This window comes from Sorangiineae bacterium MSr11367 (genome assembly GCA_037157805.1).
In the GTDB taxonomy this organism is placed as follows: Bacteria; Myxococcota_A; Polyangia; order Polyangiales; family Polyangiaceae; genus Pendulispora; species Pendulispora rubella.
The window spans coordinates 326894-348495 of sequence record CP089983.1 but is presented as its reverse complement, the minus strand read 5'-3'; the positions used below and the strand labels follow the sequence as shown (position 1 = coordinate 348495).

Sequence of the window (21602 nt, the reverse complement as noted above, 5' to 3'; positions counted from 1 at the left end):
TTCTGCCGGAATGATGCGCCGTTCTGCCAGCATCGCCCGCAAACCGCGGCCCGATCCGCTCAGCGGCATTTTGGGCGATCTTCGCATCGGCGGTCTGTCCTATGGCCGCTGCGAGCTTCGGGAGCCGTGGGGCATCGAGCTACCGGCGCAGCCCGAGGCGCGCTTTCACTTCGTGGCCGCCGGCTCGGCGCTGTTCAAGTCGCCCGATGGCAGCTGGCACCGTCTCACCGCGGGCGATGTCGTGCTGGTGCCGCGCGGCGATGCGCACGCCCTGGCCTCGAGCAAAACCGCCCGGCGCACGCCGCTTCCCGATATCGAGCTCGAGGAGATCGGCGATCGCACGTACCGCCTCGCACTCGATGGCGGCCGAGGCCCGCACGACGCACTCCTTTTCTGCTGCAGCGTGTCCTTCACCGCCCCCTCGGCGCACCCGTTGATCGAGCTCATGCCGGCGCAGTTGATCGTGCGCGAGCACGATCCGTCGCTGGAGCCGCTGCTGGAAATCATGGCCGATGAGATCCTCGCGGAGAAAATGGGCTCGGCTACCGTGCTCACACGCCTGGCGGACGTGGTCATCACCCGGGTGATCCGCACCTGGTCGGAAGCGCAGAAAACAAGCGGCTCGGAAAGGGGCTGGCTCGCCGCCATCCGCGATCCGAAGATCGGACGCGCCCTCGCGGCGATCCATCGGGAACCCGGACGGGACTGGTCCCTCGCGGCCTTGGCGCGCATCGCCGGCTGCTCGAGTTCCAGCTTCCGCGACCGGTTCACGCGCAGCGTGGGAACACCGCCCGCGAAATACGTGGCCCGCTGGCGCATGCACGTGGCCGACGCCATGTTGCGCGAGCAACGACTCAGCAACGGCGAGGTGGGGGCGAAGCTCGGCTATGAATCGGTGACCGCGTTCACACGCGCGTTCAAGCGCATCACCGGCAAGTCCCCGGGATCACTTCGGCGCATACCGCCGTAGGGGCTGCGTCGCCCGCAAGAGCGCGCGCATCTCCGCGAGGCCGCCCTCGAACGCGCCGGCGGCGCGCGCCTGGACCAAAATGTTGCCCAGCGCCGTTGCCTCCACGGGGCCCGCCACCACGGGCAGGCCGCACGCGTCCGCGGTGAGCTGGCAGAGCAGCTCGTTGTTCGCGCCGCCGCCCACGATGTGGATCTCGTCGACCCGCCGCCCGGAAAGCCGCGCCGCATCGTCGATGGCCCGACGGTGGGCCTCGGCGAGGCTGTCCAGGATGCAACGCACGGTCTCGGCGTGCGTCCGCGGCACGGGCTGCCCCGCGTCCTCGCACGCGCGGGCGATGCGCGCGGGCATATCGCCCAGGGGCATGAAGCGCGGATCGTTCGCGTCGACGACGCTGCGCCGTGCAGGAACCTCGGCGGCCTCGCGCAGGAGCGTCTCGAGATCGAGCGAGGCGTCCCACACGCGCTGGCACTCTTGCAAGAGCCACAAGCCGGTGACATTGCGCAAATAGCGAATGGTCCCGTCGACGCCCACCTCGTTGGTGAAGTTCGCCCGCCGGCTCGCCTCGCTCCGGATCGGCGCATCGAGCTCCAAGCCGACCAGCGACCAGGTGCCCGCGCACACGTAGGCAGCGTGTCCACTCCCCGCCGGCACCCCCGCCACCGCCGACGCCGTGTCGTGCGAGCCCACGTTGTAGACGGTCGACCCAAATCCGATTTCGGCGCACACCTCCGGAACGAGCGGCCCCAGTTCCTCGCCCGGCCGGCGAAGCGGCGGAAAGAGATTCACGTCCACGCCAGCCGCATCCGCGAGACCGCGCGACCAAGCGCCGGTGCGCGGATCGAGCAGCCCCGTGGTCGAGGCATTGGTCAACTCGGTGCCGGCGACCCCGGTGAGCCAATACCCGATCAAATCGGGGATGAGGAGTGCCTGTTTGGCCCGCGTCCCTCGCTCCGCGGCGAGTTGAAAGACCGTATTGAACGACTGAAACTGAATCCCCGTTTCCGCATAAAGCACTTCGTGCGGGACCTTGGCCAGCACCTCGGCCACCCCCCGCGCGGTGCGCTCGTCGCGGTAGTGAACGGGATTGCCAATCAGCGCGCCGCGCGCATCGAGCAGCCCGTAGTCGACCGCCCACGAGTCGATGCCAATGCCGTCCACCGGCCCGGCGACGCGCAATCCGTCGAGGATCCCCCTGTACAATGCAAGGATATCCCAGTGCAGGGTGGCCCCGACGCGCACCGGGCGATTCGCAAAGCGGTGGACCTCCGTGAGGTCCAGGGTCCGCGGCCCCACCTTCCCCACCATGACGCGCCCGCTGGAGGCGCCAAGGTCGACCGCGGCGAAGGACTTCACCGCAGGAACGCGGCGGCCACGCCCGCATCCACGGGCACGTGGAGCCCCGTGGTGTGGGTTAGCTCGCCGCCCGTGAGGGCAAATACCGCATTGGCGACGTGCTCGGGCAGCACTTCGCGCTTGAGCAAGGTGCGCTGCGCGTAATACGCGCCCAGCTCCTCCTCTTTGACGCCGTACACCGCCGCGCGCTGCGCGCCCCAGCCGCCGGCGAAGATGCCCGAGCCTTGTACGACCCCGTCGGGGTTCACGCCGTTGACGCGGATCCCGTGCGCGCCCAATTCTGCAGCCAAGAGCCGCACTTGGTGGGCCTGATCGGCCTTGCTCGCGCCGTAGGCCACGTTGTTCGGCCCGGCGAACACCGCGTTCTTGCTGGTGATGTACACGATGTCGCCGCCGCCACCCTGCGCGATCATCATCCGCGCGCCCTCGCGCGAGACCAAGAACGACCCGCGCGCCATCACGTCATGCTGCAGGTCCCAATCCTGAACGCTGGTCTCGAGCAGCGACTTCGAAATGGACAGCCCCGCATTGTTCACCACCAGATCGACGCCGCCGAAGGCCAGCGCCCCGGCCGCGAATGCCGCCGCAATTTGCGTTTCGTCGGTAACGTCCGCCGCCACCGCGATGGCTTTGTCGCGCTTGCCCAGCTCGCGCGCGGTCGCCTGCGCCGCTTCCGCATCGCGATCGGTCACCACCACGCACGCGCCCTCCGCAGAGAGCCGCTTCGCAATGGCCTTGCCGATGCCCGAGCCCGCACCGGTCACCAGCGCCACCCGCGAGGCCAGCGGCTTCGGCTTCGGTTGCCGGCGAAGCTTCGCCTCCTCGAGGGCCCAATATTCGATGCGAAACTTCTCGCGCTCGTCGATGGGTGCATACCGCGATACGGCTTCGGCACCGCGCATCACGTTGATGGCGTTGATGTAGAACTCGCCCGCCACCCGGGCTGTCTGCGCATCCGCGCCGAAAGAGAACATGCCCACGCCCGGCACCAGCACGATGGCCGGATCGGCCCCGCGCATCGGCGGCGAATCCGGCGACGCGTGGCGCTCGTAATAGGCGCGGTATTCCTTGCGGTACTCCACGTGGAGCTCGCGAAGCCGCGCGATGACGTCCTCCAGCGGGGCCGAGGCCGGGCGATCCAGCACCATGGGCCGCACCTTGGTGCGGAGGAAATGGTCCGGGCACGACGTGCCCAGCATGGCCAGCTTGGGATGCTTGGCTCGGGCGAGGAACTCGAGCACCGGCGCCGCATCGGTGAAATGCCCCACCTGCCGCCGATCCGTCGAAGCGAGCCCGCGAATCACCGGCGCGAGCTGCGCCGCGCGCGCACGCCGCTCGGCCTCGGGCAGCGGTCCGTAGCCTTCGAGCACCGAGCCGAAAGGCTCCGCCGAACCGTGCTCCTTCAGGAAGCGCGCCGCGGTGCGGATGATCTCCAGCGAATGGGCCTCCGCTTCCTCCGAGCTATTGCCCCAGGCGGTAATGCCATGTCCGCCCAGAATGCAGCCAATGGCCTCCGGGTTTTCCGATTGAATGCGGGCGATATCCAATCCCAATTGAAATCCTGGCCGGCGCCAAGGAACCCACACCACGCGCGGGCCGAAGCATTGTCGGGTGAGCCTTTCCCCATCGGCCGCCGTGGCCAGCGCAATGCCCGAATCGGGATGCAAATGGTCCACGTGGGGCGCGTTCACCAGCCCGTGCATCGCCGTGTCGATCGACGGGGCCGCGCCGCCGCGGCCGTGCAGGCAGAAATCGAACGCGGCCACCATCTCGTCCTCGCGTTCGACCCCCGGATACACGTCCACCAGTCCGCGCAGCCGATCCAAACGCAGTACGGCGAGGCCCGATTCGGTGAGCGTGCCCAGGTCGCCGCCCGAGCCTTTGACCCAGAGCAACTCCACCGGCTTGCCCGTCACCGGATCGGTGTCGGTGCCCTTCGCGGAGGTATTTCCACCTGCGTAATTCGTATTGGCCGGATCGGCCCCCAACCGGTTCGAGCGCGCAATCAATTGATCGACGATGCGCATCAGGCCGCCCACCCTGCCTGCTTGCCCGAGGCGCGCCCTTTCACGATGCGCTCTTGGTAGCCGGACCGGCGGTAAGCCTCCATCGGATTGGGATCGATTCCCATTTCCTGGCGCAGGTCGGCCAGCATGGGCCTCACGTCGGTGTTGAAGGCATCCATGAAGGCTTCGTTGGCGCGCAGAACATCGCCGCCGCGTTGCGCGTCCACCAGCGCCTCACGATCGACCAGCAGCGCCTTGGCCGTGGCCTCCTGAACGTTGCACACCGAGCGAATTTGCCCGGGGATCTTCGCCTCGATGTTGTGGCACTGGTCGAGCATGAAGGCGACGCCGGCATCGCGCTCGAAGCCGCCGCCGCGAACCACCTCGTACATGATGCGGAACAATTGAAAGGGGTCGGCCGCACCGACGATCAAATCGTCATCGGCATAGAAGCGTGAGTTGAAGTCGAACGCGCCCAGCTTCTTCACTCGGAGGAGGAAGGCTACGATGAATTCGATGTTCGTGCCCGGTGCATGATGGCCGGTGTCGACGCACACCTGGGCCCGCTCGCCGAGTTGCAAGCAATGCGCGTAGGCCGTGCCCCAATCGGGCACATCCATCGTGTAGAAGGCCGGCTCGAACAGTTTGTACTCGAGCAGCATGCGCTGCTCCTTTCCCAGCCGGTCGTAGACGCGCATCAGCGCCTCGGACAGACGCTCCTGCCGCGTTCGGGTGTCGTCCTGGCCGGGATAGTTCGTGCCGTCGGGAAACCACAGTTTGAGATCCCGCGAACCGGTTTGGTCCATGATGTCGACACACTCGAGCAAGTGCGCGAGGGCCTTCTTGCGCACCCCCGGATCGGGATTGGTCACGCTGCCCAGTTTGTAGTCGTCGTCCTGGAACAAGTTGGCGTTGATCGCGCCAATGGCCACGCCGCGGGACTGCGCATAGCGCGCGAGCTTCCCGTAATCGTCGACCTTGTCCCAAGGGATGTGCAGCGCCACGCGTGGCGCGATGCCGGTGAACGCATGAACCTGCGCCGCGTCGTCCAGCTTCTCCTCGACGGTACGCGGCACGCCCGCTTGCGCAAACACCTTGAAGCGCGTGCCTGAGTTTCCGTAGGCCCACGACGGGGTCTCGATCTGTTGCGTGCGTAACTTTGCTTTGACCGCCGCGCTCATTTCCAAGCCTCCGGAAGCAGTTTGAAACGTTTCATGCTCATCCTAGATCGAGGCTTCCCTCGGAGCAAGGCGCTCAAGCGCGGCGGGTGCGGCTCCCCGACGACGCACTGCGCGATTCGAGCCCCCGCTCGATGCCATCGAGCAGGAGATTCACGCCGAACTTCATACGCGCGTCGAAGTCCTGGCTCGTGAACGGCCCCTTCACCGCCGCGACGTTCGGGTACTTCTCGCGATCGAGCTGGCTCGTCAGCAGGTCGGGCTCGATGCCCTGCGCGGCCTGCTCCTCCACCACGAAACCGATGACGAAGTCGACCAGGCTCGAGCATGACCATGCCGCCTCTTTCTTTCCGAGCCCCGCGTCGCGCAGGGCTCCGAGAAGCACCTCGCCCAAGGCGAGCGTGTTCGGTTCCGGGACGAACGTTCCCGCGAACACGCGTCCGCCATCGCGGTGCGCGAGCAGGGCACGCCGGAGCGCCATCAATGCCTCGACGACGCGCGCGCGCCATTTCTCGGGCTCGCCCGCGCCGTGCAGCGCTGTGTCGGCGAGCATCTCTTCGGCCATCGCGGTCACGAGGCTCTGTTTGTTCGGATAGTGCCAATAGAGCGCACCGGCCTGCACGTCGAGTTGGTCGGCGAGCCGCCGCATCGTCAAGGCCTCCGAGCCGACCTCGTCCAAAAGCGCGAGGGCCTCGCTGAGAATTCGTGCCTTCGTGAGACGCGGCATGCCCGCAAACCCCTTAGCACAAGTCGAGCGCTTGACGGGTTTGGGGCCGGCCCTACTTGAACACTGTTCAACTTGAACGGTGTTCAAGTTTTGTGGCGGAAAGGGAAGAACATGATCGACGTGGTGATCGCGGGCGCCGGCCCGGTGGGATGTTTCCTCGCGCGGGAGCTCCGGCTCGCCGGCGCCCAAGTGGTCGTTCTGGAAGCCGAGGAGGCGCGCTCGCCGCACTCGAAGGCGCTCACGATGAACACGCGCTCTTTGGAGCTGCTCGCGATGCGAGGCCTGGCCGAGCGTTTCACCCGCGAGGGCGTGCTGCTGCCCACGGCGCACTATGCCGCACTGGACACGCGCCTCGCGCTGGCCGCGCTCGACACCAAGGTTCCGCACACGCTGGTCCTCGCCCAGCGGCGCACCGAGGAGCTGCTCGAAGCGGCGGCGCGGGAGCTCGGGGTCGAATTCCGCTTTGGGCACGCGACGTTGGCGCTCCGGCACGACGAGGCCGGTGTCGCGGTGCACGTGCGCAGCGCCGCGGGGGATCACACGCTGCGGGCGCGCTACGTCGTGGGGTGTGACGGCGCACGCAGTACCGTGCGCACCGCGGCGGGCATCGCCTTCCCCGGAACGGACACCACGATGACCGCCTTCCAGGGCGATGTGCGATTGGCGCAGCCGCCGACCATGCCATCGATCGTGAACGAGCGCGGCGGCATGATGATGGTGCGCCAGGCCGACGGCTCCTGCCGCATCGTGATCGTCGATCCGGCGCGCATGCACGTCTCCAAGGACTGCCCGCCCACCGAAGAAGAGCTGCGCGAGGCCATGCTCCGCATCGCCGGCACCGACTTCGGCCTCACGGAGACACTCTGGCTATCGCGCTTCGGCAACGCCACGCGGCAAGCCTCGTCGTACCGAAAGGGCCGCGTTTTCCTGGCGGGCGATGCGGCGCACATCCATTTTCCCGCGGGGGGCCAAGGCATGAACGTGGGCCTCCAAGACGCGAGCAACCTGGGTTGGAAGCTCGGCGCAGTCCTCCGCGGCGCCGCGCCCGAGGCGTTGCTCGACAGCTACCACGACGAGCGTCACCCCGTCGGCATGGACGTGCTGGAGAACACGCGAGCCCAAGAGGCCCTCACCGGGTTCACCCCGCCGATCTTCGCGCTCCGCGCCACCGTGGCCGATCTCCTCCGCACCCCGGAGGCGAACCGCCGCCTCGCCGAGAAGGTCACGGGCCTCGCCGTCGACTATGGCCGCGACACCGCACGCCCCTGGATCGGGCGCCGCTTGCCCGACCTTCCCACCGCCGACGGCTCGAGCGCGTTCCAACACATGCACGCGGGCCACTTCCTGCTCCTCGACGATCTCGGCGGGGCGCAGCTCGTGGAGCCCTGGATGGATCGCGTCACCATCGCGCGTGCCAAGGTGGTGGGCGTGCGGCCCGGGTTGGAGGATGCGAGCGCCATCCTGGTCCGCCCCGACGGCCACGTCGCGGCTGTTCTAACGCACTGAGGGATGTCGCTGTTTCTCGGTGCGTGAAGGGCAGCTAGGAAGCGCCCGGCAGGCCCCCTCAGTCTCCACGACGGACGGGGTACAAACGGGTGCGTGATCGCGCGCTCCGCGCAATCTCAGACGGTCTTCTTCTGGCTATCTCTCTGCCAGATAAAAATGAGGGTAGGAAAAGTTCCGGTGGATTGCGAGCAGTTGTCGCAGCTTCCCCAACGAGGATGTCGGCCACCGGTCCGCGCCCGCTGCGCTTCCCGTCACCGCTCCGCATGTGGCTCCCGCTGGCTGGACTCCCGTAGGAGTGGCTCCGCGCGTCAACGGGCATGTGGAGGGCTGTTGCCTCCCGCTCGTACCTTATGGCAACCCATCATTCCAATCTGCGACCTTGAAGGCGCGATGTCCGGAGCAACACGCTCCAAGGTCTGCCCTCACGCGTTGCCAACACGGTGCCAATCCGCACCCCTCTGAAAATGCGCAAATCCTCACGGCGCCCCTGTCCGGGACGATTTTGGCCCCGTCCCGGACACCCCGTCAGCCGCCGCCGCGCTAAGCGCGGAAAAGCTGCTCGACCTCGCGCCAACAGGAGACGCGGGCGTAGCCGGTCACGTGCGCGTTGTGCGGGGACGAGAACAGGATGCCGCGACCCTTGAAGCCGGCGAGGTTGCGCGGGGTATCGTCGATCAAGGCGTCGGCGTGGAGAATGCTCTTGTTGCCGCAGAAGACGATGCGACTCGGATCGATGAATGGGAAATGCTTGGCCAGCCAACGGAACTTGGGCCCGAAGGAACCGGGGAACTCCATGGCCGCCGTGGCGATGAACACCTCGTGCTGCTCGGCGAGGCGGCGCAGCACCTCCTGGCTATCCTGCATCACCGGAAGATCGGCGAAGAAGTCGCCCTGCTCCAGAAGGCGCAGAAGCTTGGTTCCGTGCTCCTTTGGAATGAAGTCGTAAAGGTCGGCCCCCACGACGTCCCCCAAGGTCAGCGAATGACCGTATTCGGTGTTGAGCCATTCCAATTGCGTGACCAGCGTATCGGCCAGCACTTCGTCCATATCGACCGCGATTCTCATGCCGCTTACGTTTCGGTCCGGGCCGTGATTTGTCCAATGAAATAAATGGAGCGTGGTGATAAGATTTCGCTATGAAATTCGAGTGGCTGCGTTCCTTCGTCGTCCTGGCCGAACGCCTCCATTTCGGGGCCGCCGCGCAGCTCTTGAATCTAAGCCAGCCTGCCCTGAGCAATCAGATACGCCAGTTGGAGGAGGAACTCGGCGCACCACTCTTCGACCGCGGGCGCCATGGCGCGCAGCTCACCGACGTGGGAAGGGTCTTCCTCGAAGAGGCGCGCGCGTTGCTCCAGCATGCCGATCGCGTCGTGGAGACGGGGCGGCGTGCAGCCCGCGGCGAGACGGGCCAGTTGGTCGTTGGATTCGGGTTTGCCACCATCGGCCTCGTGCCGCGCCTCGTTTCGAAGTTCCGAAAGCGCCGCCCCGAGGCGCGAATCGATCTTCACGAAATGGCGAGCCACGACCAGATCGATGCCCTCCGCGCCGGACGCATGCATGTCGGCTTCATCCGCATGCCCATCTCCAAGGAATTTCGACACCTCCCCGTCCTGGAAGATCGGCTCATGCTCGTCGTACCGGCGGTCGGCCCCAAGCGTGAGCGACCTCGAGCGGCCAACCTGGCGGACTACGCCCGCGCCCCCTTCATCATGCCAAGGCGAAGCCTATCGGTGAATCTTCACGACCATATCTTTCGCATGTGCAGCCAATACGGATTTCATCCGCGGGTCGTCCAAGTGGCCAACGAAGATCGCACCATTCCGGCATTGGTGGCCGCCGGGCTGGGCGTTGCGCTCATTCCCGAATCGCAGTTGAGGCCGCGGATAGAAGGCATCACCGTACATCCGCTCGATGACGAGACGGCACGCTGGCGGGTTGGGGCGGCATGGCGGCAAAACCAGGGGAGGAGTCCGCTCACCATGGAGTTTCTGGAAATCCTAAAAAGCGAGTTGAGCTTGAAGCCCAGCTGAAGGGACCGCACAGTCTTGTGGTACGTTATGCGCCATATGGTCGGGGATGGTGGTGATGATCGGGATTAAGGACGTGGCGCGCCGTGCCGGGGTATCGGTCGGCACCGTCTCCAATGTGGTAAATCGCCCGCACGTCGTCTCACTGGCGACTCGCACGAAGGTGCTCTCGGTCATCGAAGAGCTCGGATACATCCGCGACGAATCGGCGCGGCAGCTGCGGGCAGGCAAAAGCCGCATCATGGCCGTCTTGGTGCTCGATTTGGGCAACCCGTTCTTCGTCGACATCTCGCGAGGGGCCGAACAGGCGGCGCATGAGCAAGGACTACAGGTCATCACCTGCAACAGCCGCCAGCGGCAGGACGCCGAGGCGACCTACCTGGCCATGCTCGCCGAACAGCGGGTGCGCGGGGTGCTCGTCTCGCCGGTCGACAGCTCCAGCGAGAGCCTCGACCGCTTTCGCCGCAGCGGCATTCCCTGCGTCTTCGTCGATCGACGCGTGCCCACCACGGAGGCATGTTCCGTCTCGGTCGACGACGTGGAGGGCGGCGCACTGGCTGCACGGCACCTGGTGGAAACGGGCCACACGCGCATCGCCTTCGTGAACGGCCCCGCCATCCTCACGCAGTGCCGCGAGCGCGAAGAAGGCCTGCGACGCGTGCTTTCCGAGGCGCCGGGGCCGGAGCGGCAACTCACCGTTCTCGAAGGTACGACGCTCGACGTGGCCTCGGGCCGCGATGCCGGGGCGCGCCTGCTCGGACTCAGCCCACGCCCCACCGCCGTCGCGTGCGCGAACGACCTTCTCGCGCTGGGGGTGCTCCAGGTCATGGTCGGCGCCGGGGTGCGCGTCCCCTCGGAAATGGCCATCGTTGGCTACGACGACATCGAGTTTGCCGCCGCCGCCGCCGTCCCCCTCACCTCCGTGCGGCAGCCCGCCGTGCGCCTCGGTCGCACCGCGGCGGAGATGCTCATCGCCGAAACCGCCGACGATCGCTTCGTGGGCGAGACCGACACCCACCAACATCGTACCGTGGTCTTCGCCCCCGAGCTCGTCGTCCGCGAATCGAGCCGCGTGCAACGCTAGCTCGCCTCGGGCGGGATGGCACGACAGCCGCCGCCATCGGCGGGCTCGTACAGCCGGCGAATCTCGCTCTCGCCCTCGCCGACGACTTCCAGGAAGCGGCGCCCCCATTCGACGGCCTCGGCCTTGGTCTGCACTTGAATGAGGCAGAAACCGGCAATGAGCTCTTTCGCCTCGGCGAACGGCCCGTCGGTGACGATGGTCTCACCGCCGACGCGCTTCACACGCGCGCCCTCCGCACTGGGCGCGCATCCCTCGGTCGCAAGCAGCACACCCGCCCGGGTCATCTCGTCGATGAGCTTTCCCATCGCGATCATCTCGGCCTCGGTGGGGTCGGCGCAAAGCTCGTCGTCCTTGCGCGGCTTGTAGATGCACAGGTATCGCATGGTCGTCCTCCTCAAGCGATCAGTTGGAGGCCTCGACCCGGGACTTTGCCGAGCTCTCGGCGATGGCCTTCAGCGAAACGAGGCCGCGCTCGAAATCGCCACCGATCATCTTGTCCATGTCCATGAACAGCCCGAACGCCTTGGAGACGAAGTTCATGTCGCCGTCGAGGGCCCACGTGGCCTTGGTGCCGGTGGCCGTCGGGGCGAAGGTGAAGGTCGCCACGTCGGTGGCCTGCATCGGCTTGAGGAACACCAGCTCGATGGTGACGAGCGACGGCGACTCGCTCTTTTGAAGGGTCATGCGGCCGGCGCCGGCCCCGGCTTCGCTCGACCATGCGTACACGGCGCCCGTGCCGGCGCGCGGCCCCTCGAAGGTCCGCTGCATCTTCGGATCCAGTTTCTCGTAGGGCGACCAGTCGACCCAAGCATGAAAGTCGTTGACCTTCTCGAACGCGAACTGCGGCGGTGCGGCAATATCGATGGATCGCTCGACGTGGAACTTCGACGGGCGCGAGGCCACGACGATGACGAACAACACGATGACGGCGGCAACGCCCGCAGCAATCTTACGGAACATGACGGACCTCTTCTCCGGCCGATGCCGGTCTGAAACCTTCGCTCAACCCTCGTTCAATCAGGCGTCGAACGAGGGATGGGCGGATCGACATGCCGGAGAAGATTTTTCGAAAGGCACGTAACCAATCGATATCGCTACACTTTCACTTGCAGCAGGCCGGCTTGGCCGATGCGGCGCAAGAACTCGGCGCGGATGCGGTCGTTCACGTCGCTGACCACCTGCGAACCGTCGCTGGCCGGATCGACGTGGGTGCGGAAAGGGCGCTTGCCGTGCGGGCGGCCCACCACGTCGGCAATGGCGCGGGCTACTTCGGTCACATCGGAGTCGGGGGGCTCTGTCGAGGCGAGGCCCTTGAGAAGCTCGTCTCCGAACCCCGCGTACGGCCCGTTGTGGTACTCGGCGGCGCGCGCAGCGTCGTCGGGCGCGCCGGCGTTGCGGAAGTGGTTGGTCCCGGCGGTAAATGCACCCGGCACGATGATGGCTGTCTCGATGCCCCAGCGCGCGAGCTCTCCTGCGTAACTCACCGCGAGCGAATCCATCGCGGCCTTGGCGGCGAAGTACGGCGCGAGGTACGGGGGCGTGCCACCGCGGACGGAGGAGCTCGAAACCCAGACGAGAAGCCCTTGGCCACGTGCTCGCATGACCGGCAAAACCGCGCGGTTCACCCGCTGCGTGCCCAAGACGTTGGTGTCGAACAGCTGCGCGTATTGCTCGGCCGTGAAGGCCTCGGCCGGACCGAAGACCATGTGCCCCGCATTGTGAACGAGCACGTCCAGCCCGCCATGCGCGCTCACGATGCGCCGCACGGCTGCGTCAATCGACGGCTGCGACGCGATGTCCATCTCGAGGGCTCGCATGTCCGTGTTCGTCTGCTCGGCGAAGGTCTTCACGGCTTCCGCCGCGGCCGCATTGCGGCCCTTGATGTCGCGCATGCTTGCGTAAACCGTGTGGCCCGCCCGGGCGAGTTCGCGCGCCGTGAGGGCGCCCATGCCGCTGGATGCTCCGGTGATGAGGATGACGTTCTTCATGGCTGAAATCTCCGTGTTCTTGAAACTGTTAGGTCTTTGGTTGCTGGCTTTTGTCTCGAGGTCGAATCAGGCGAACCCGCCGTTGGCGCGCAGCACCTGCGAATTGATCCAGCCGCCATCCGGGCCGGCGAGGAACGAGACGACGCCGGCAATGTCCGAGGGCTGCCCGATGCGCTCGAGCGGCGAAAGCTTGGCCAGTTGCTCGATCTGGGCGTCCGTCTTGCCGTGCAGAAAGAGGTCCGTCCCGGTCGGGCCCGGCGCCACCGCGTTCACGGTCACGTTGCGACCGCGCAGCTCGTTCGCGAGCACGTGCACCATGCCCTCGACCCCCGACTTGGCGGCGATGTACGCGCCGTAGTTGGGAAACGACTTGGCGACCACGCTGGTGGAGAACGCGATGATGCGCCCGCCCGAGGTCACGTGCGTTGCAGCCTGCCCCAGCATGAGAAACGCGCCGCGCAGGTTGGTCGCAATCACGCGGTCGAAGGCCGCCGCGTCGGCGTTCGCGATGGGGAACAGTTCCATCGCACCGGCGCAATGCACCACCACGTCGATCTGACCGAGCGCTTCCAGGGCCTCCACGAAGAGCCGCTTGACGTCCTTTTCGCTGGTGATGTCCGCCTGCACCGCCACGGCGTACCCACCGGCGACCTCGATCTCCGAGACGACCTCTTGCGCCTTGGCGGCGTTGCCCGCGTAGTTCACCACGACGGCAAACCCATCCTTGGCCAAACGGAGCGCGACCTCCTTGCCGATGCCGCGTGATGCTCCCGTAACGATTGCCCCTTTTTTGACCTGTGCCATTGTCTTTTCTCCCTGTTGCGTCGCGGTTCGTTCCGCGTCGACAAGGGAGAGAATGGGTTGCGCGAGCCCATTCTTCCAATGCATAGTAGCAATATCGATTATGCGTTTGACGCAACTCCGCCAGGCTGATCTCAACCTACTGGTCGTGTTCGCGGTTCTGGCCGAGGAGCGCAGTGTTTCGCGCTCGGCATCACGCCTGGCGCTGAGCCAGCCGGCGGTGAGCCGCTCCCTTCAACGACTGCGCGACATGTTCCGCGACGACCTGTTGATCCGAACGGCCAGCGGCTACGAGCCCACGCCCAAAGGGCAGCGGATGCTGTCGGAGCTTTCGGCGATCCTCCCTCGACTCGATCGCATGCTCGCCGGGGCGGAGTTCGATCCGACGGAGGAGAACGCGACATTCCGCATCGCCGTCACGGACAACGCCGCGCAGGTGATCACCCCCACCCTGTGCCGCACGGTGTTGCCGAAGTCCAAGCGGGTCACGTTCCAGTTTCTCGCCTGGCACGACGGTTCGCTCGAAGAACTGGAGCACGGCCGGCTGGACCTGGCCTTGAACGCCGACGACGGCCACGCACCGGAGCGATTCCACCGCGAGGTGATCTACGACGACGAATTCGTCTGCATCGTTTCCAAAGACAGTCCGCATACGAAGCGCATCACGCTCAAGCAGTATGCGAACGGCCTGCACATCGGCATTGGCATTCTGGGCGGCCGCCAAACGATTCCCGAGCAGCGCCTTTTGGCCTTGGGCTACCAGCGCACGTGCGTGATCGAAGTTCCCTACTTCGTTGCGGCCATGCGCTGCATTCCGGGCACGGAGTTGATTGCGACCGTCCCCAAACGCCTCATGGCCGGAGAACCGCACAATCCACGCGTCAAGGTGCTGGAACCTCCGCCGGAGCTCACCGGCTTTCGCTACTTGATGATCTGGCACCCCCGCGTACACACGGATGCCGCCCACACGTGGCTCCGGTCGGCCATCCGCGAGACGTGCACGTTCCGCGGTTGAACATGCCGTCCCCCGCCCCCCGCCTTTCCGCCTCGGAACGCGCACTGATGCGCATCGGGACCACCATTCGGGGCAAGTACCGCGTGGATCGGCTGCTCCGGGTCGGTGGAATGGCGGCGGTTTACGCGGCGACGGATCGCCGAGGGCATCGGGTCGCCGTCAAGTTCTTGCTCGAGCGATTCGCCGACGATCCCGACATTTTGCAACTCTTCGATCGGGAGGCTCACGCGGCCAATCAGGTGAATCATCCCGGAGCCGTACCCGTGCTCGATCACGGGGTCGACGAAAACGGGGCAGCCTTTTTGGTGATGCCGCTCCTCGAGGGAGAGACCCTCCGCGAACGATGGGAGCGCGCGGGCAAGTCGTTGCCGGTGGCGGAGGTCGCCGTGTTCATGTCCGATGTGCTCGCAGTGCTCGCCAGTGCCCATGCGCGCGGCGTCATCCACCGCGACATCAAGCCGGAGAACCTGTTCGTGACGAGGGCCGGCGAGGTGCGCGTGCTCGATTTCGGCGTGGCGCGACGCGTGGATGACGACGGCAGTGCGACGATGACCGGCCGTATGATGGGGACTCCCGCCTTCATGCCGCCGGAGCAAGCACGCGGCGATCGGCATGCCGTGGGTCCGCATAGCGACTGCTGGTCCACCGGTGCGACGATGTTCACGCTGCTGTCGGGTACATTCGTGCACGAAGGGGGCGCATCGGCACAACTTGCCGCGACGATGATGGGGCATGCGCGCTCGCTGGCGGAGGTTGCTCCGGCGCTGCCGCCCGTGATCGTGCAGTTCGTCGACAAAGCGCTCGCCTTCGAGCCGAAGGACCGATGGCCCACGGCAGAGGACATGCGCCACGCGCTCCACGAAGCGTTCACACCCGCTCTGGGCGAGGCCGTGGATGGCCTTGCCGAGCGTGTGCGCGAGCGCGTGGTGAGCGAGCTCGCTTCGGGCGGTGACGAGGATGCGGAGGCCACGCGTGCGCCGGCGCGGGTGGGTCCGAGGAGGGAGAAAATATCGCTCTGGAAAGGGCTCCTCGCCGGTGGCGTCGTTCTAGGACTGGCGACGGCGACCGTGTTTGCCACACGCGAGCCCCCGCCCAAAGGTGAAGCGAATCCCGCGAGCGGCTCGATCGATCCCGCCATCGCTCACCTGCGGGCAGGCCTACAAAATTGGCACGACGGTTCGGTGCGAGCGGCCCAAGAGGAATTCGACCGCGTGATTGCGCTCGACCGGGGCTCCGCGGCCGCCCACTTGTACTCGGCCCTCTTGTTCGAGGGAGAGGACGTGATGCGCGAGCACCTGGGTGCGGCCCTCGCCCAACGCGAAGGGCTCGGAATGCGCGACCGCGCCCTGCTGGAGGCGCTCACCGATGTGCGGACGGTTCCTTGGAACGTGAACGCCACCGCGGAGCGCATGCTCTCCGTCGCGGCTCGATTTCCGTCGGATTGGGCGGTGCAGACGAGCCTCGCAGCACTTCAGACCATGGCGGGAAACGCGCGTGATGCCCTCGCCGTGCTCGACGGCGTATTGCGCGAGGACCCCAAGGCGGGCATCGCGTGGTTCGACGAGAGCAATGCCTTTGCATCCCTGGGGGACGCGAAGAGCGCGCGTGGTTCGTTGGAAGAATGCCTTCGGAGCTCGCCCGACGCGGATGGTTGCCTCGACAACATGATCCAAATCGATCTTCGGGAAGGGCAATGCGCGGAGTCGGAGCGCACGGCGCGCAAACTCATGGCGACGTCTTTGCCACCGCGGTCCTGGGGCGCGAGCCTCGTCGACTCGATTTACGGTCGCGGCGGGACGATGGAAAGCGTCCAGAGCGTGATCGAACAGGAGTGGCGGCTCGCTCCACCCGCCGAGCGCGAGTCGACACGCCTGCGGAGCAAGGCCGTGTCCCATGTGTTGACGGGCGACTTCGCCACGGTGGCGGAAGCGCTGGCCGCATGGGACGAGGAAGTCGCAAATAGGAAATACGAAGAGGACCATGCCATGGTGGCGAAGCTTCGGTTTTACCTGGCCATGGAGCTGGGGGACCGCCCTCTCACCGCCCGCCTCGCCGCGCAATACTTGTCACGGCGCGAAGCCTGGCTGGCATCCAGCTATTACGATTGGGAAATCGTGCCTTTGCGGATTCAGTACCTCGCCGGAGGCCTGTCGCGCGAAGCATTCCAAGCGCGTCGGAAAGCTTGGCTCACGCGCACGGCGGCGACGCACCAGCCCCTGCGAAACGAGTCGAATACGCGATGGATCGAAGCCTATGCGTTCGCAGCCATCACGCACGCCGATGCCGTGGATGCCCTGCGCGCGCTTCCGGAGTCTCCCCCGACGTTCGACGCGCTTCGGACCGATGTCGGAGACGACCTCGCCATGGGACGCGTGTACTTCCTCGCGGGCGAGACGGAAAAGGCATTACCGTACCTTCGGCATGGCGCCCGAAGTTGCCAGGCACTTCGCTTTCCGTTCGAGCACACGTGGATTCATCTTCAACTCGGCGAATCGCTCGAACGGGCCGGAGATCCATCGGGGGCATGCGGCGCCTATGGCATCGTCCTGTCGCGGTGGGGCAAGGACCCACGCAGCGTGTCGGCCCGCGCTGCACGATTGCGATGGGCCGCGCTTCGGTGTGTCACGGCACCACACGAATAGGCTCGAGCAGCTCGATGTCTTCGGCGAACGGCGTGGGCATGTCGTGTGGACGCGAACCGTCCGTTCATCCGATAGACATATCGAACGTCAGCCGTAGTGCGTTTAGGACATGAATAAACTATTTCGTTCACCATGCAGTCCATCTCGTGTATTGCGATTTCACTACTCGGGGGTCGCGAAATGGACTTGTTGTGGATATATACCCTTCCAGACGCTTGGTTCTGCACCGTCGTGGTGTTGGCAACGGTCATCGTCGGGGTGGCAGGGCTCTTCCTGACGCGCGGATTCGTGCGGCGGCACCTCGCTCCGGAGGGTGAGAAAAACGAGCTCGTTAGCTATTTTTTGGCCGCCATTGGTGTCTTTTACGGAATTACCCTGGGGTTGATCGCGGTCGGCACATGGCAGGGCTTCGCCGATGTGCAAAAGGGCGTTTCCGACGAGGCGGCGAAGGCCGCGTCGCTCTACCGCGACCTGTCACAATTCCCGGAACCCGAGCGGACGGACCTTCGGGATGATTTGCGCGACTACACGAAAGCCGTCATCCAAAAGACATGGCCCGCACTGCAGCGTGGTGAGACCCCGAAGGAAACGACGGAGGTCCTCGTGCGCTTCATCGACCACCTGGGCGCCTTCGAGCCCAAGAACGCACGCGAGCAGGTTCTCTTTGCAGAGGTGCAGCGAGAGCTCAACGAAATGAACGAGCTGCGTCGCAAACGCATCGAGGCCGCGAACAGCAGTCTCCCGGGCGCCGTGTGGGCCATGGTCTACGCGGGCGCCATCCTCAACATCGCCGTCTGCTGGCTATTCGTCAGCAAGAGCATCCGATTGCACGCGACCCTGGTCGGGCTCATGTCCGCGTTGATCGGATTTCTCCTGTTCGTCACATTGGAATTGGACCGTCCCTTCCGGGGAGACTTGAGCATCCCCCCGGATGCCTTCCAGCTCGTGCTGGATGACGTGATGACGACGGACCGCGAGCCTCGCAACCCTCCGACGGCCCATCGGACGTCGAAGCCGGTTACGGCACCCGTGCCGTGAAGACGTAGCGCCCCGAACCGACGGTGTATTCCTTCTGGATGAAGGGAACGACCACGGTCGCCGTGGTGTTGACCGGAACGGTGACGTTCAGGGTGAAGACGCCTTCCGCGATGTTCCATTGGCTCGCGATGGTGCCGTGAAGCGTATCGAGCTTGCCGGTGGCGGAATCGAGACCGCCGCCGGGCCGCGGACGCACGAAGAAATGCTTGTAGCCGGGGTGGGCTTCGTCGAGCTCGATGCCAGCGATGGTCGCGTACATCCACTCGCCGACGGAGCCGAAGGAATAGTGGTTGAACGAGTTCATCCCCGGGTCCTGGAATTGCCCATTGGGGCGGATGCCGTCCCAGCGCTCCCAGATGGTGGTGGCGCCCTTTTTGATTGAATAGAGCCACGACGGAAACGTGTCCGTATTCAGGAGTCGGTACGCGAGGTCGACGCGGCCATAGGCGGTGAGGACGGGCAGCAAGTGCGCGACGCCGACGAATCCCGTGCTGAGATGACCACGGGCTTCGACGTCCGCAATGAGATGGCTCGCCGCCGCGGCGCGAAGGTTCTCCGGGAGAAGCTCGAAGCGAAGGGCCAGGGCATAGGCCGTCTGCGTGTTGCTGCGAATGGTCCCATCGGCCGTGACGTAGGCCCGATTGAAGGCATCTTTGATCGAGGTGAAAAGCGCCGCATAGGCATCGGCCTCGGTGGTTTTGCCGAGGACGCGGGCCGTGCGGGCGACCAGGTCGGCGCTATGGGCGTAAAAGGCGGTGGCCAGGACTTCCTTGTCGGTGTCGGCGTCGATGGAGAGCCAATCGCCGTAATCGTTGGAGCGCTGATGGCGCCAGAGGAAATGGGGATTGGCGTTTCGGATGTAGTCGACCCATCGGGCCATGGCCGGATAGTGCTCGCCGAGCGCGCGAGTGTCACCGTACGCGAGGTACATCGTCCAGGGTACGATCACGCCGGCATCGCCCCATGCGGGGCTACCCACGTTGAAGTTGGGGTTCGGCGCGACATCGGGAAAGGCGCCGGCGGGCGATTGGCCATCGTCCACGTCGCGCGTCCACTTGGTGAAGAAGCTCGCGACATCCATGTTGAAGGCCGCCGTCCTGACGAAGACTTGCGCATCGCCCATCCAGCCGAGCCGCTCATCGCGCTGCGGGCAATCCGTGGGCACGGAGACGAAGTTTCCGCGCTGGCCCCAGACGATGTTGCTCTGCAGGCGGTTGAGGATCGCGGCGGAGGTTTCGAAGGTGCCGGCCGGGGTCATGTCCGAGTGCAGGACCACGCCGGTGACGGTCCCGAGGGTGGGCCTTTCGACGAGCGCCGCGGTGTCGCCCGATAGCTCGACGTAGCGGAAACCGTGGGTGGTGAAGTGCGGCTCGAAGGTCTCCGCGGCACCTCCGCGCAAGGTGTAGACGTCCGTGGCTTTGGCACCGCGCAGGTTGTCGGTGTACAGCGTTCCGTCGGGGTCGAGCACCTCGCCAAAGCGGAGTTGGAGCGTGCTCCCGCGGCGGCCCTGCACGCGAAGGCGCGCCCGGCCCACCATGTTTTGCCCGAGGTCGAAGAGGAAGACGCCGGGTCGGATCTCCTGGACGGAGACGGGGGTGAGCTCCTGCGTCGCGCGCACGCCGGCGGTAACGTCGGCCACGAGGGCGCGCGTGGAGCCGTCGTTGGGGACGAGCTGGGCGGTCGGCCACGAGCTGTCATCGTAGGCGGCGGTGGACCAGCCATCGAGCTCGTTGCGGGCGTCGTAGGTTTCACCATCGAGCAAATCCGCCGCAAAGCCGGGCCCCTCGTGGGACTTCCACGTGCCATTGCTGGTGACGACGGTGCGCGTGCCGTCGTCGCGCTCGAGTTCGAGTTGAACGAGGGCGCGGTTCGGGCCGGCGCCGAAATGGTCGCCACGACCGAGGAAACCGACTTTGCCGTTGTACCAGCCGTCGGCGATGACGGCACCGAGGGCGTTGTCGCCCTCCGCGAGAAGTGCGGTGACGTCGTAGGTCTGGACTTGGAGGCGCTTGCGGTAATCGGTGAAGCCGGGGGTAAGGTACTCGTTGCCGACCTTTTGGCCATTGAGCCACAGTTCGTAGAGGCCGAGGGCGGTGGCGTAGACGCGCGCGCGTTTGGCTTTCGCCGCCCGGAAATGCGTGCGCAGGTACCCCGGGGCAGAGCCGGCCTTGGGCTTGCCCCACGGGCCACCGCCGTAGGCAGCGAGGGCCTTCGAGACAGGCCAAGCCGAGTCGTCGTAGGTGGTGGATGGCCAGCCGGGGGAAAGCGATGCGGAGGTTCTCCAGGTCGGGTCGCTGGAGAAGGTGATGCTGGAGGCGGTGGCATCGTCGGTGGTGAAGGCGATGTCCGCACGGGCAATGAGGCCTGCAGGGCTTTGCGAGGTGTTGATGGCGCGGACCGCGAGAACGTTGGCACCCGATGTTAGATATTTTGCGATATTGAAACGTTTCACATCGTTCCAACGCTTCTCGTAGCCTAGGCTCGTTCCATTGACGAAGAGTTCGAACTCGTCGTCCACGGTGAGCATGCACGTCGCCGACGTGACATGGGTGCCCGCGGGCAGGGTGAAGGTCTTTCGGAAGAAGCGTTCGGCGGCCGGCGCCGTGGAGGTGGGATCGCCTTCGGGGAACCAGATCCATTGGGCGGATGTCAACGTCGGCACGGGCGAGGAGGAGGCGATCCACTGCGCTTGCCAATCGGCCGCGGCAAGGCCACGTTCCCACCATGCGGGCTCGCTCCACGGCGTGGCGTTGCCATTTTCGTCCCAGGCGCGGACCTTCCAGAATGCGCGCTGGCGTGAGGCCAATGGCGCGCCACCATAGGAAATTTGGCTCGTTTCGTCGGAGACGACCTTGCCGCTGTCCCAGAGATCCCCCCGGCCGCGCGCGAGGACTTCGAGGCTGCTGGCGACGACAATGCGGTACGCGGTTTGACGTTTTCCGAGCGCGTCGGATGCGAGCTGCCAATCGAGCCGTGGGCGCTCGACGTCGATGCCCAAAGGGTTCACGCGGTACTCCGCACGCAACCGTGCGATGCGAAGTGCGCTCGTGGAGAGCGCATCGTCGTCGATCGAAGCCGGCGGGCCGCTCGTCGGCGCGCAGGCGATGCCGATCGATAGGCCGATGATCACGGTACCCGCAACGCGAAGAGATCTCGTCTTCATCGCTGTCTCCCTCTGGGTTGGCTCGGCTACGTCTCGTCAAAAATTGAAACGTATCAAGTCCATATAAAACCGAGGAAACGCCTCGGCAAGAAGAAGATGCGATT

Annotated in this window: 17 protein-coding genes; 7 read left to right on the top strand and 10 right to left on the bottom strand. The window is 65.8% G+C overall.

Features of this window, described 5'->3' with window-relative positions; genetic code table 11:
* Positions 1-10: 10 nt before the first annotated feature.
* The gene (locus tag LVJ94_01475) at positions 11-970 is read left to right on the top strand and encodes an AraC family transcriptional regulator (GenBank protein ID WXB05934.1); all 960 of its coding nucleotides are present in this window, start codon (positions 11-13) and stop codon (positions 968-970) included.
* Here LVJ94_01475 and LVJ94_01470 read toward each other — a convergent pair.
* The 4 genes from LVJ94_01470 to LVJ94_01455 all read right to left on the bottom strand — a co-directional run bounded on the left by LVJ94_01470 (position 947) and on the right by LVJ94_01455 (position 6234).
* Positions 947-2323 carry a rhamnulokinase gene (locus LVJ94_01470; protein WXB05933.1) on the bottom strand — a complete coding sequence of 459 codons (1377 nt, stop codon included), beginning with the start codon at positions 2321-2323 and terminating at the stop codon, positions 947-949. The genes LVJ94_01475 and LVJ94_01470 overlap by 24 nt on opposite strands.
* A complete protein-coding gene (locus LVJ94_01465; protein WXB05932.1) occupies positions 2320-4350 on the bottom strand; it encodes a bifunctional aldolase/short-chain dehydrogenase in 2031 nt (676 codons plus the stop codon). Before LVJ94_01465 ends, LVJ94_01470 begins: the two co-directional genes overlap by 4 nt.
* The gene (gene rhaI / locus LVJ94_01460) at positions 4350-5510 is read right to left on the bottom strand and encodes an L-rhamnose isomerase (protein WXB05931.1); all 1161 of its coding nucleotides are present in this window, start codon (positions 5508-5510) and stop codon (positions 4350-4352) included. Before rhaI ends, LVJ94_01465 begins: the two co-directional genes overlap by 1 nt.
* A gap of 73 nt (positions 5511-5583) precedes the next feature.
* Positions 5584-6234: a TetR/AcrR family transcriptional regulator C-terminal domain-containing protein gene (locus LVJ94_01455; GenBank protein WXB05930.1), complete on the bottom strand. Its 651-nt coding sequence runs from the start codon at positions 6232-6234 to the stop codon at positions 5584-5586.
* 111 nt (positions 6235-6345) lie between these two features.
* On the opposite strand from LVJ94_01455, the gene LVJ94_01450 reads away from it, so the two are divergent.
* Positions 6346-7740, top strand: coding sequence for an FAD-dependent monooxygenase (locus LVJ94_01450; protein WXB05929.1), 1395 nt, complete (start codon positions 6346-6348; stop codon positions 7738-7740).
* Between the two features lie 540 nt (positions 7741-8280).
* On the opposite strand, the gene LVJ94_01445 is transcribed toward LVJ94_01450, so the two are convergent.
* Positions 8281-8805 carry a hypothetical protein gene (locus tag LVJ94_01445; protein ID WXB05928.1) on the bottom strand — a complete coding sequence of 175 codons (525 nt, stop codon included), beginning with the start codon at positions 8803-8805 and terminating at the stop codon, positions 8281-8283.
* 71 nt (positions 8806-8876) lie between these two features.
* Between LVJ94_01445 and LVJ94_01440 the strand changes: the two genes are divergently transcribed.
* Both LVJ94_01440 and LVJ94_01435 read left to right on the top strand, forming a co-directional pair.
* Positions 8877-9770 carry a LysR family transcriptional regulator gene (locus LVJ94_01440; GenBank protein WXB05927.1) on the top strand — a complete coding sequence of 298 codons (894 nt, stop codon included), beginning with the start codon at positions 8877-8879 and terminating at the stop codon, positions 9768-9770.
* 55 nt (positions 9771-9825) lie between these two features.
* Positions 9826-10851 (top strand): LacI family transcriptional regulator, encoded by a 1026-nt coding sequence (locus tag LVJ94_01435; GenBank protein ID WXB05926.1) that lies wholly within the window; start codon positions 9826-9828, stop codon positions 10849-10851.
* On the opposite strand, the gene LVJ94_01430 is transcribed toward LVJ94_01435, so the two are convergent.
* From LVJ94_01430 to LVJ94_01415, 4 genes are all read right to left on the bottom strand, one after another.
* Positions 10848-11234, bottom strand: coding sequence for a YciI family protein (locus tag LVJ94_01430; protein WXB05925.1), 387 nt, complete (start codon positions 11232-11234; stop codon positions 10848-10850). The two genes, LVJ94_01435 and LVJ94_01430, sit on opposite strands and share 4 nt — an antisense overlap.
* Positions 11235-11253: 19 nt before the next feature.
* Positions 11254-11811, bottom strand: a complete 558-nt coding sequence (locus LVJ94_01425) for an SRPBCC family protein (protein ID WXB05924.1) — start codon at positions 11809-11811, stop codon at positions 11254-11256.
* 134 nt (positions 11812-11945) lie between these two features.
* Positions 11946-12839 (bottom strand): SDR family oxidoreductase, encoded by an 894-nt coding sequence (locus LVJ94_01420; GenBank protein WXB05923.1) that lies wholly within the window; start codon positions 12837-12839, stop codon positions 11946-11948.
* A gap of 66 nt (positions 12840-12905) precedes the next feature.
* Complete coding sequence (locus LVJ94_01415) at positions 12906-13643, bottom strand: SDR family oxidoreductase (GenBank protein ID WXB05922.1); 738 nt, start codon at positions 13641-13643, stop codon at positions 12906-12908.
* 145 nt (positions 13644-13788) lie between these two features.
* Here LVJ94_01415 and LVJ94_01410 point away from each other — a divergent pair, with 145 nt between their 5' ends.
* From LVJ94_01410 to LVJ94_01400, 3 genes are all read left to right on the top strand, one after another.
* Entirely contained in the window at positions 13789-14655 is an 867-nt protein-coding gene (locus tag LVJ94_01410; GenBank protein ID WXB05921.1) for a LysR family transcriptional regulator, read from the top strand.
* A gap of 2 nt (positions 14656-14657) precedes the next feature.
* On the top strand, positions 14658-17297 hold the full coding sequence (locus LVJ94_01405; protein ID WXB05920.1) for a protein kinase: 2640 nt from the start codon (positions 14658-14660) through the stop codon (positions 17295-17297).
* 180 nt (positions 17298-17477) lie between these two features.
* Positions 17478-18335 carry a DUF4239 domain-containing protein gene (locus tag LVJ94_01400; protein WXB05919.1) on the top strand — a complete coding sequence of 286 codons (858 nt, stop codon included), beginning with the start codon at positions 17478-17480 and terminating at the stop codon, positions 18333-18335.
* Here LVJ94_01400 and LVJ94_01395 read toward each other — a convergent pair.
* Positions 18316-21498: a glycoside hydrolase family 78 protein gene (locus tag LVJ94_01395; protein WXB05918.1), complete on the bottom strand. Its 3183-nt coding sequence runs from the start codon at positions 21496-21498 to the stop codon at positions 18316-18318. The genes LVJ94_01400 and LVJ94_01395 overlap by 20 nt on opposite strands.
* Between the last annotated feature and the right edge of the window lie 104 nt (positions 21499-21602).

Coding starts and splice junctions, on each gene's coding strand:
- LVJ94_01475 (WXB05934.1), top strand. CDS start 11: ATGATGCGCCGTTCTGCCAGCATCGCCCGCAAACCGCGGCCCGATCCG.
- LVJ94_01465 (WXB05932.1), bottom strand. CDS start 4,350: ATGCGCATCGTCGATCAATTGATTGCGCGCTCGAACCGGTTGGGGGCC.
- rhaI (WXB05931.1), bottom strand. CDS start 5,510: ATGAGCGCGGCGGTCAAAGCAAAGTTACGCACGCAACAGATCGAGACC.
- LVJ94_01455 (WXB05930.1), bottom strand. CDS start 6,234: ATGCCGCGTCTCACGAAGGCACGAATTCTCAGCGAGGCCCTCGCGCTT.
- LVJ94_01450 (WXB05929.1), top strand. CDS start 6,346: ATGATCGACGTGGTGATCGCGGGCGCCGGCCCGGTGGGATGTTTCCTC.
- LVJ94_01445 (WXB05928.1), bottom strand. CDS start 8,805: ATGAGAATCGCGGTCGATATGGACGAAGTGCTGGCCGATACGCTGGTC.
- LVJ94_01440 (WXB05927.1), top strand. CDS start 8,877: ATGAAATTCGAGTGGCTGCGTTCCTTCGTCGTCCTGGCCGAACGCCTC.
- LVJ94_01435 (WXB05926.1), top strand. CDS start 9,826: ATGATCGGGATTAAGGACGTGGCGCGCCGTGCCGGGGTATCGGTCGGC.
- LVJ94_01430 (WXB05925.1), bottom strand. CDS start 11,234: ATGCGATACCTGTGCATCTACAAGCCGCGCAAGGACGACGAGCTTTGC.
- LVJ94_01425 (WXB05924.1), bottom strand. CDS start 11,811: ATGTTCCGTAAGATTGCTGCGGGCGTTGCCGCCGTCATCGTGTTGTTC.
- LVJ94_01420 (WXB05923.1), bottom strand. CDS start 12,839: ATGAAGAACGTCATCCTCATCACCGGAGCATCCAGCGGCATGGGCGCC.
- LVJ94_01415 (WXB05922.1), bottom strand. CDS start 13,643: ATGGCACAGGTCAAAAAAGGGGCAATCGTTACGGGAGCATCACGCGGC.
- LVJ94_01405 (WXB05920.1), top strand. CDS start 14,658: ATGCCGTCCCCCGCCCCCCGCCTTTCCGCCTCGGAACGCGCACTGATG.
- LVJ94_01400 (WXB05919.1), top strand. CDS start 17,478: ATGGACTTGTTGTGGATATATACCCTTCCAGACGCTTGGTTCTGCACC.
- LVJ94_01395 (WXB05918.1), bottom strand. CDS start 21,498: ATGAAGACGAGATCTCTTCGCGTTGCGGGTACCGTGATCATCGGCCTA.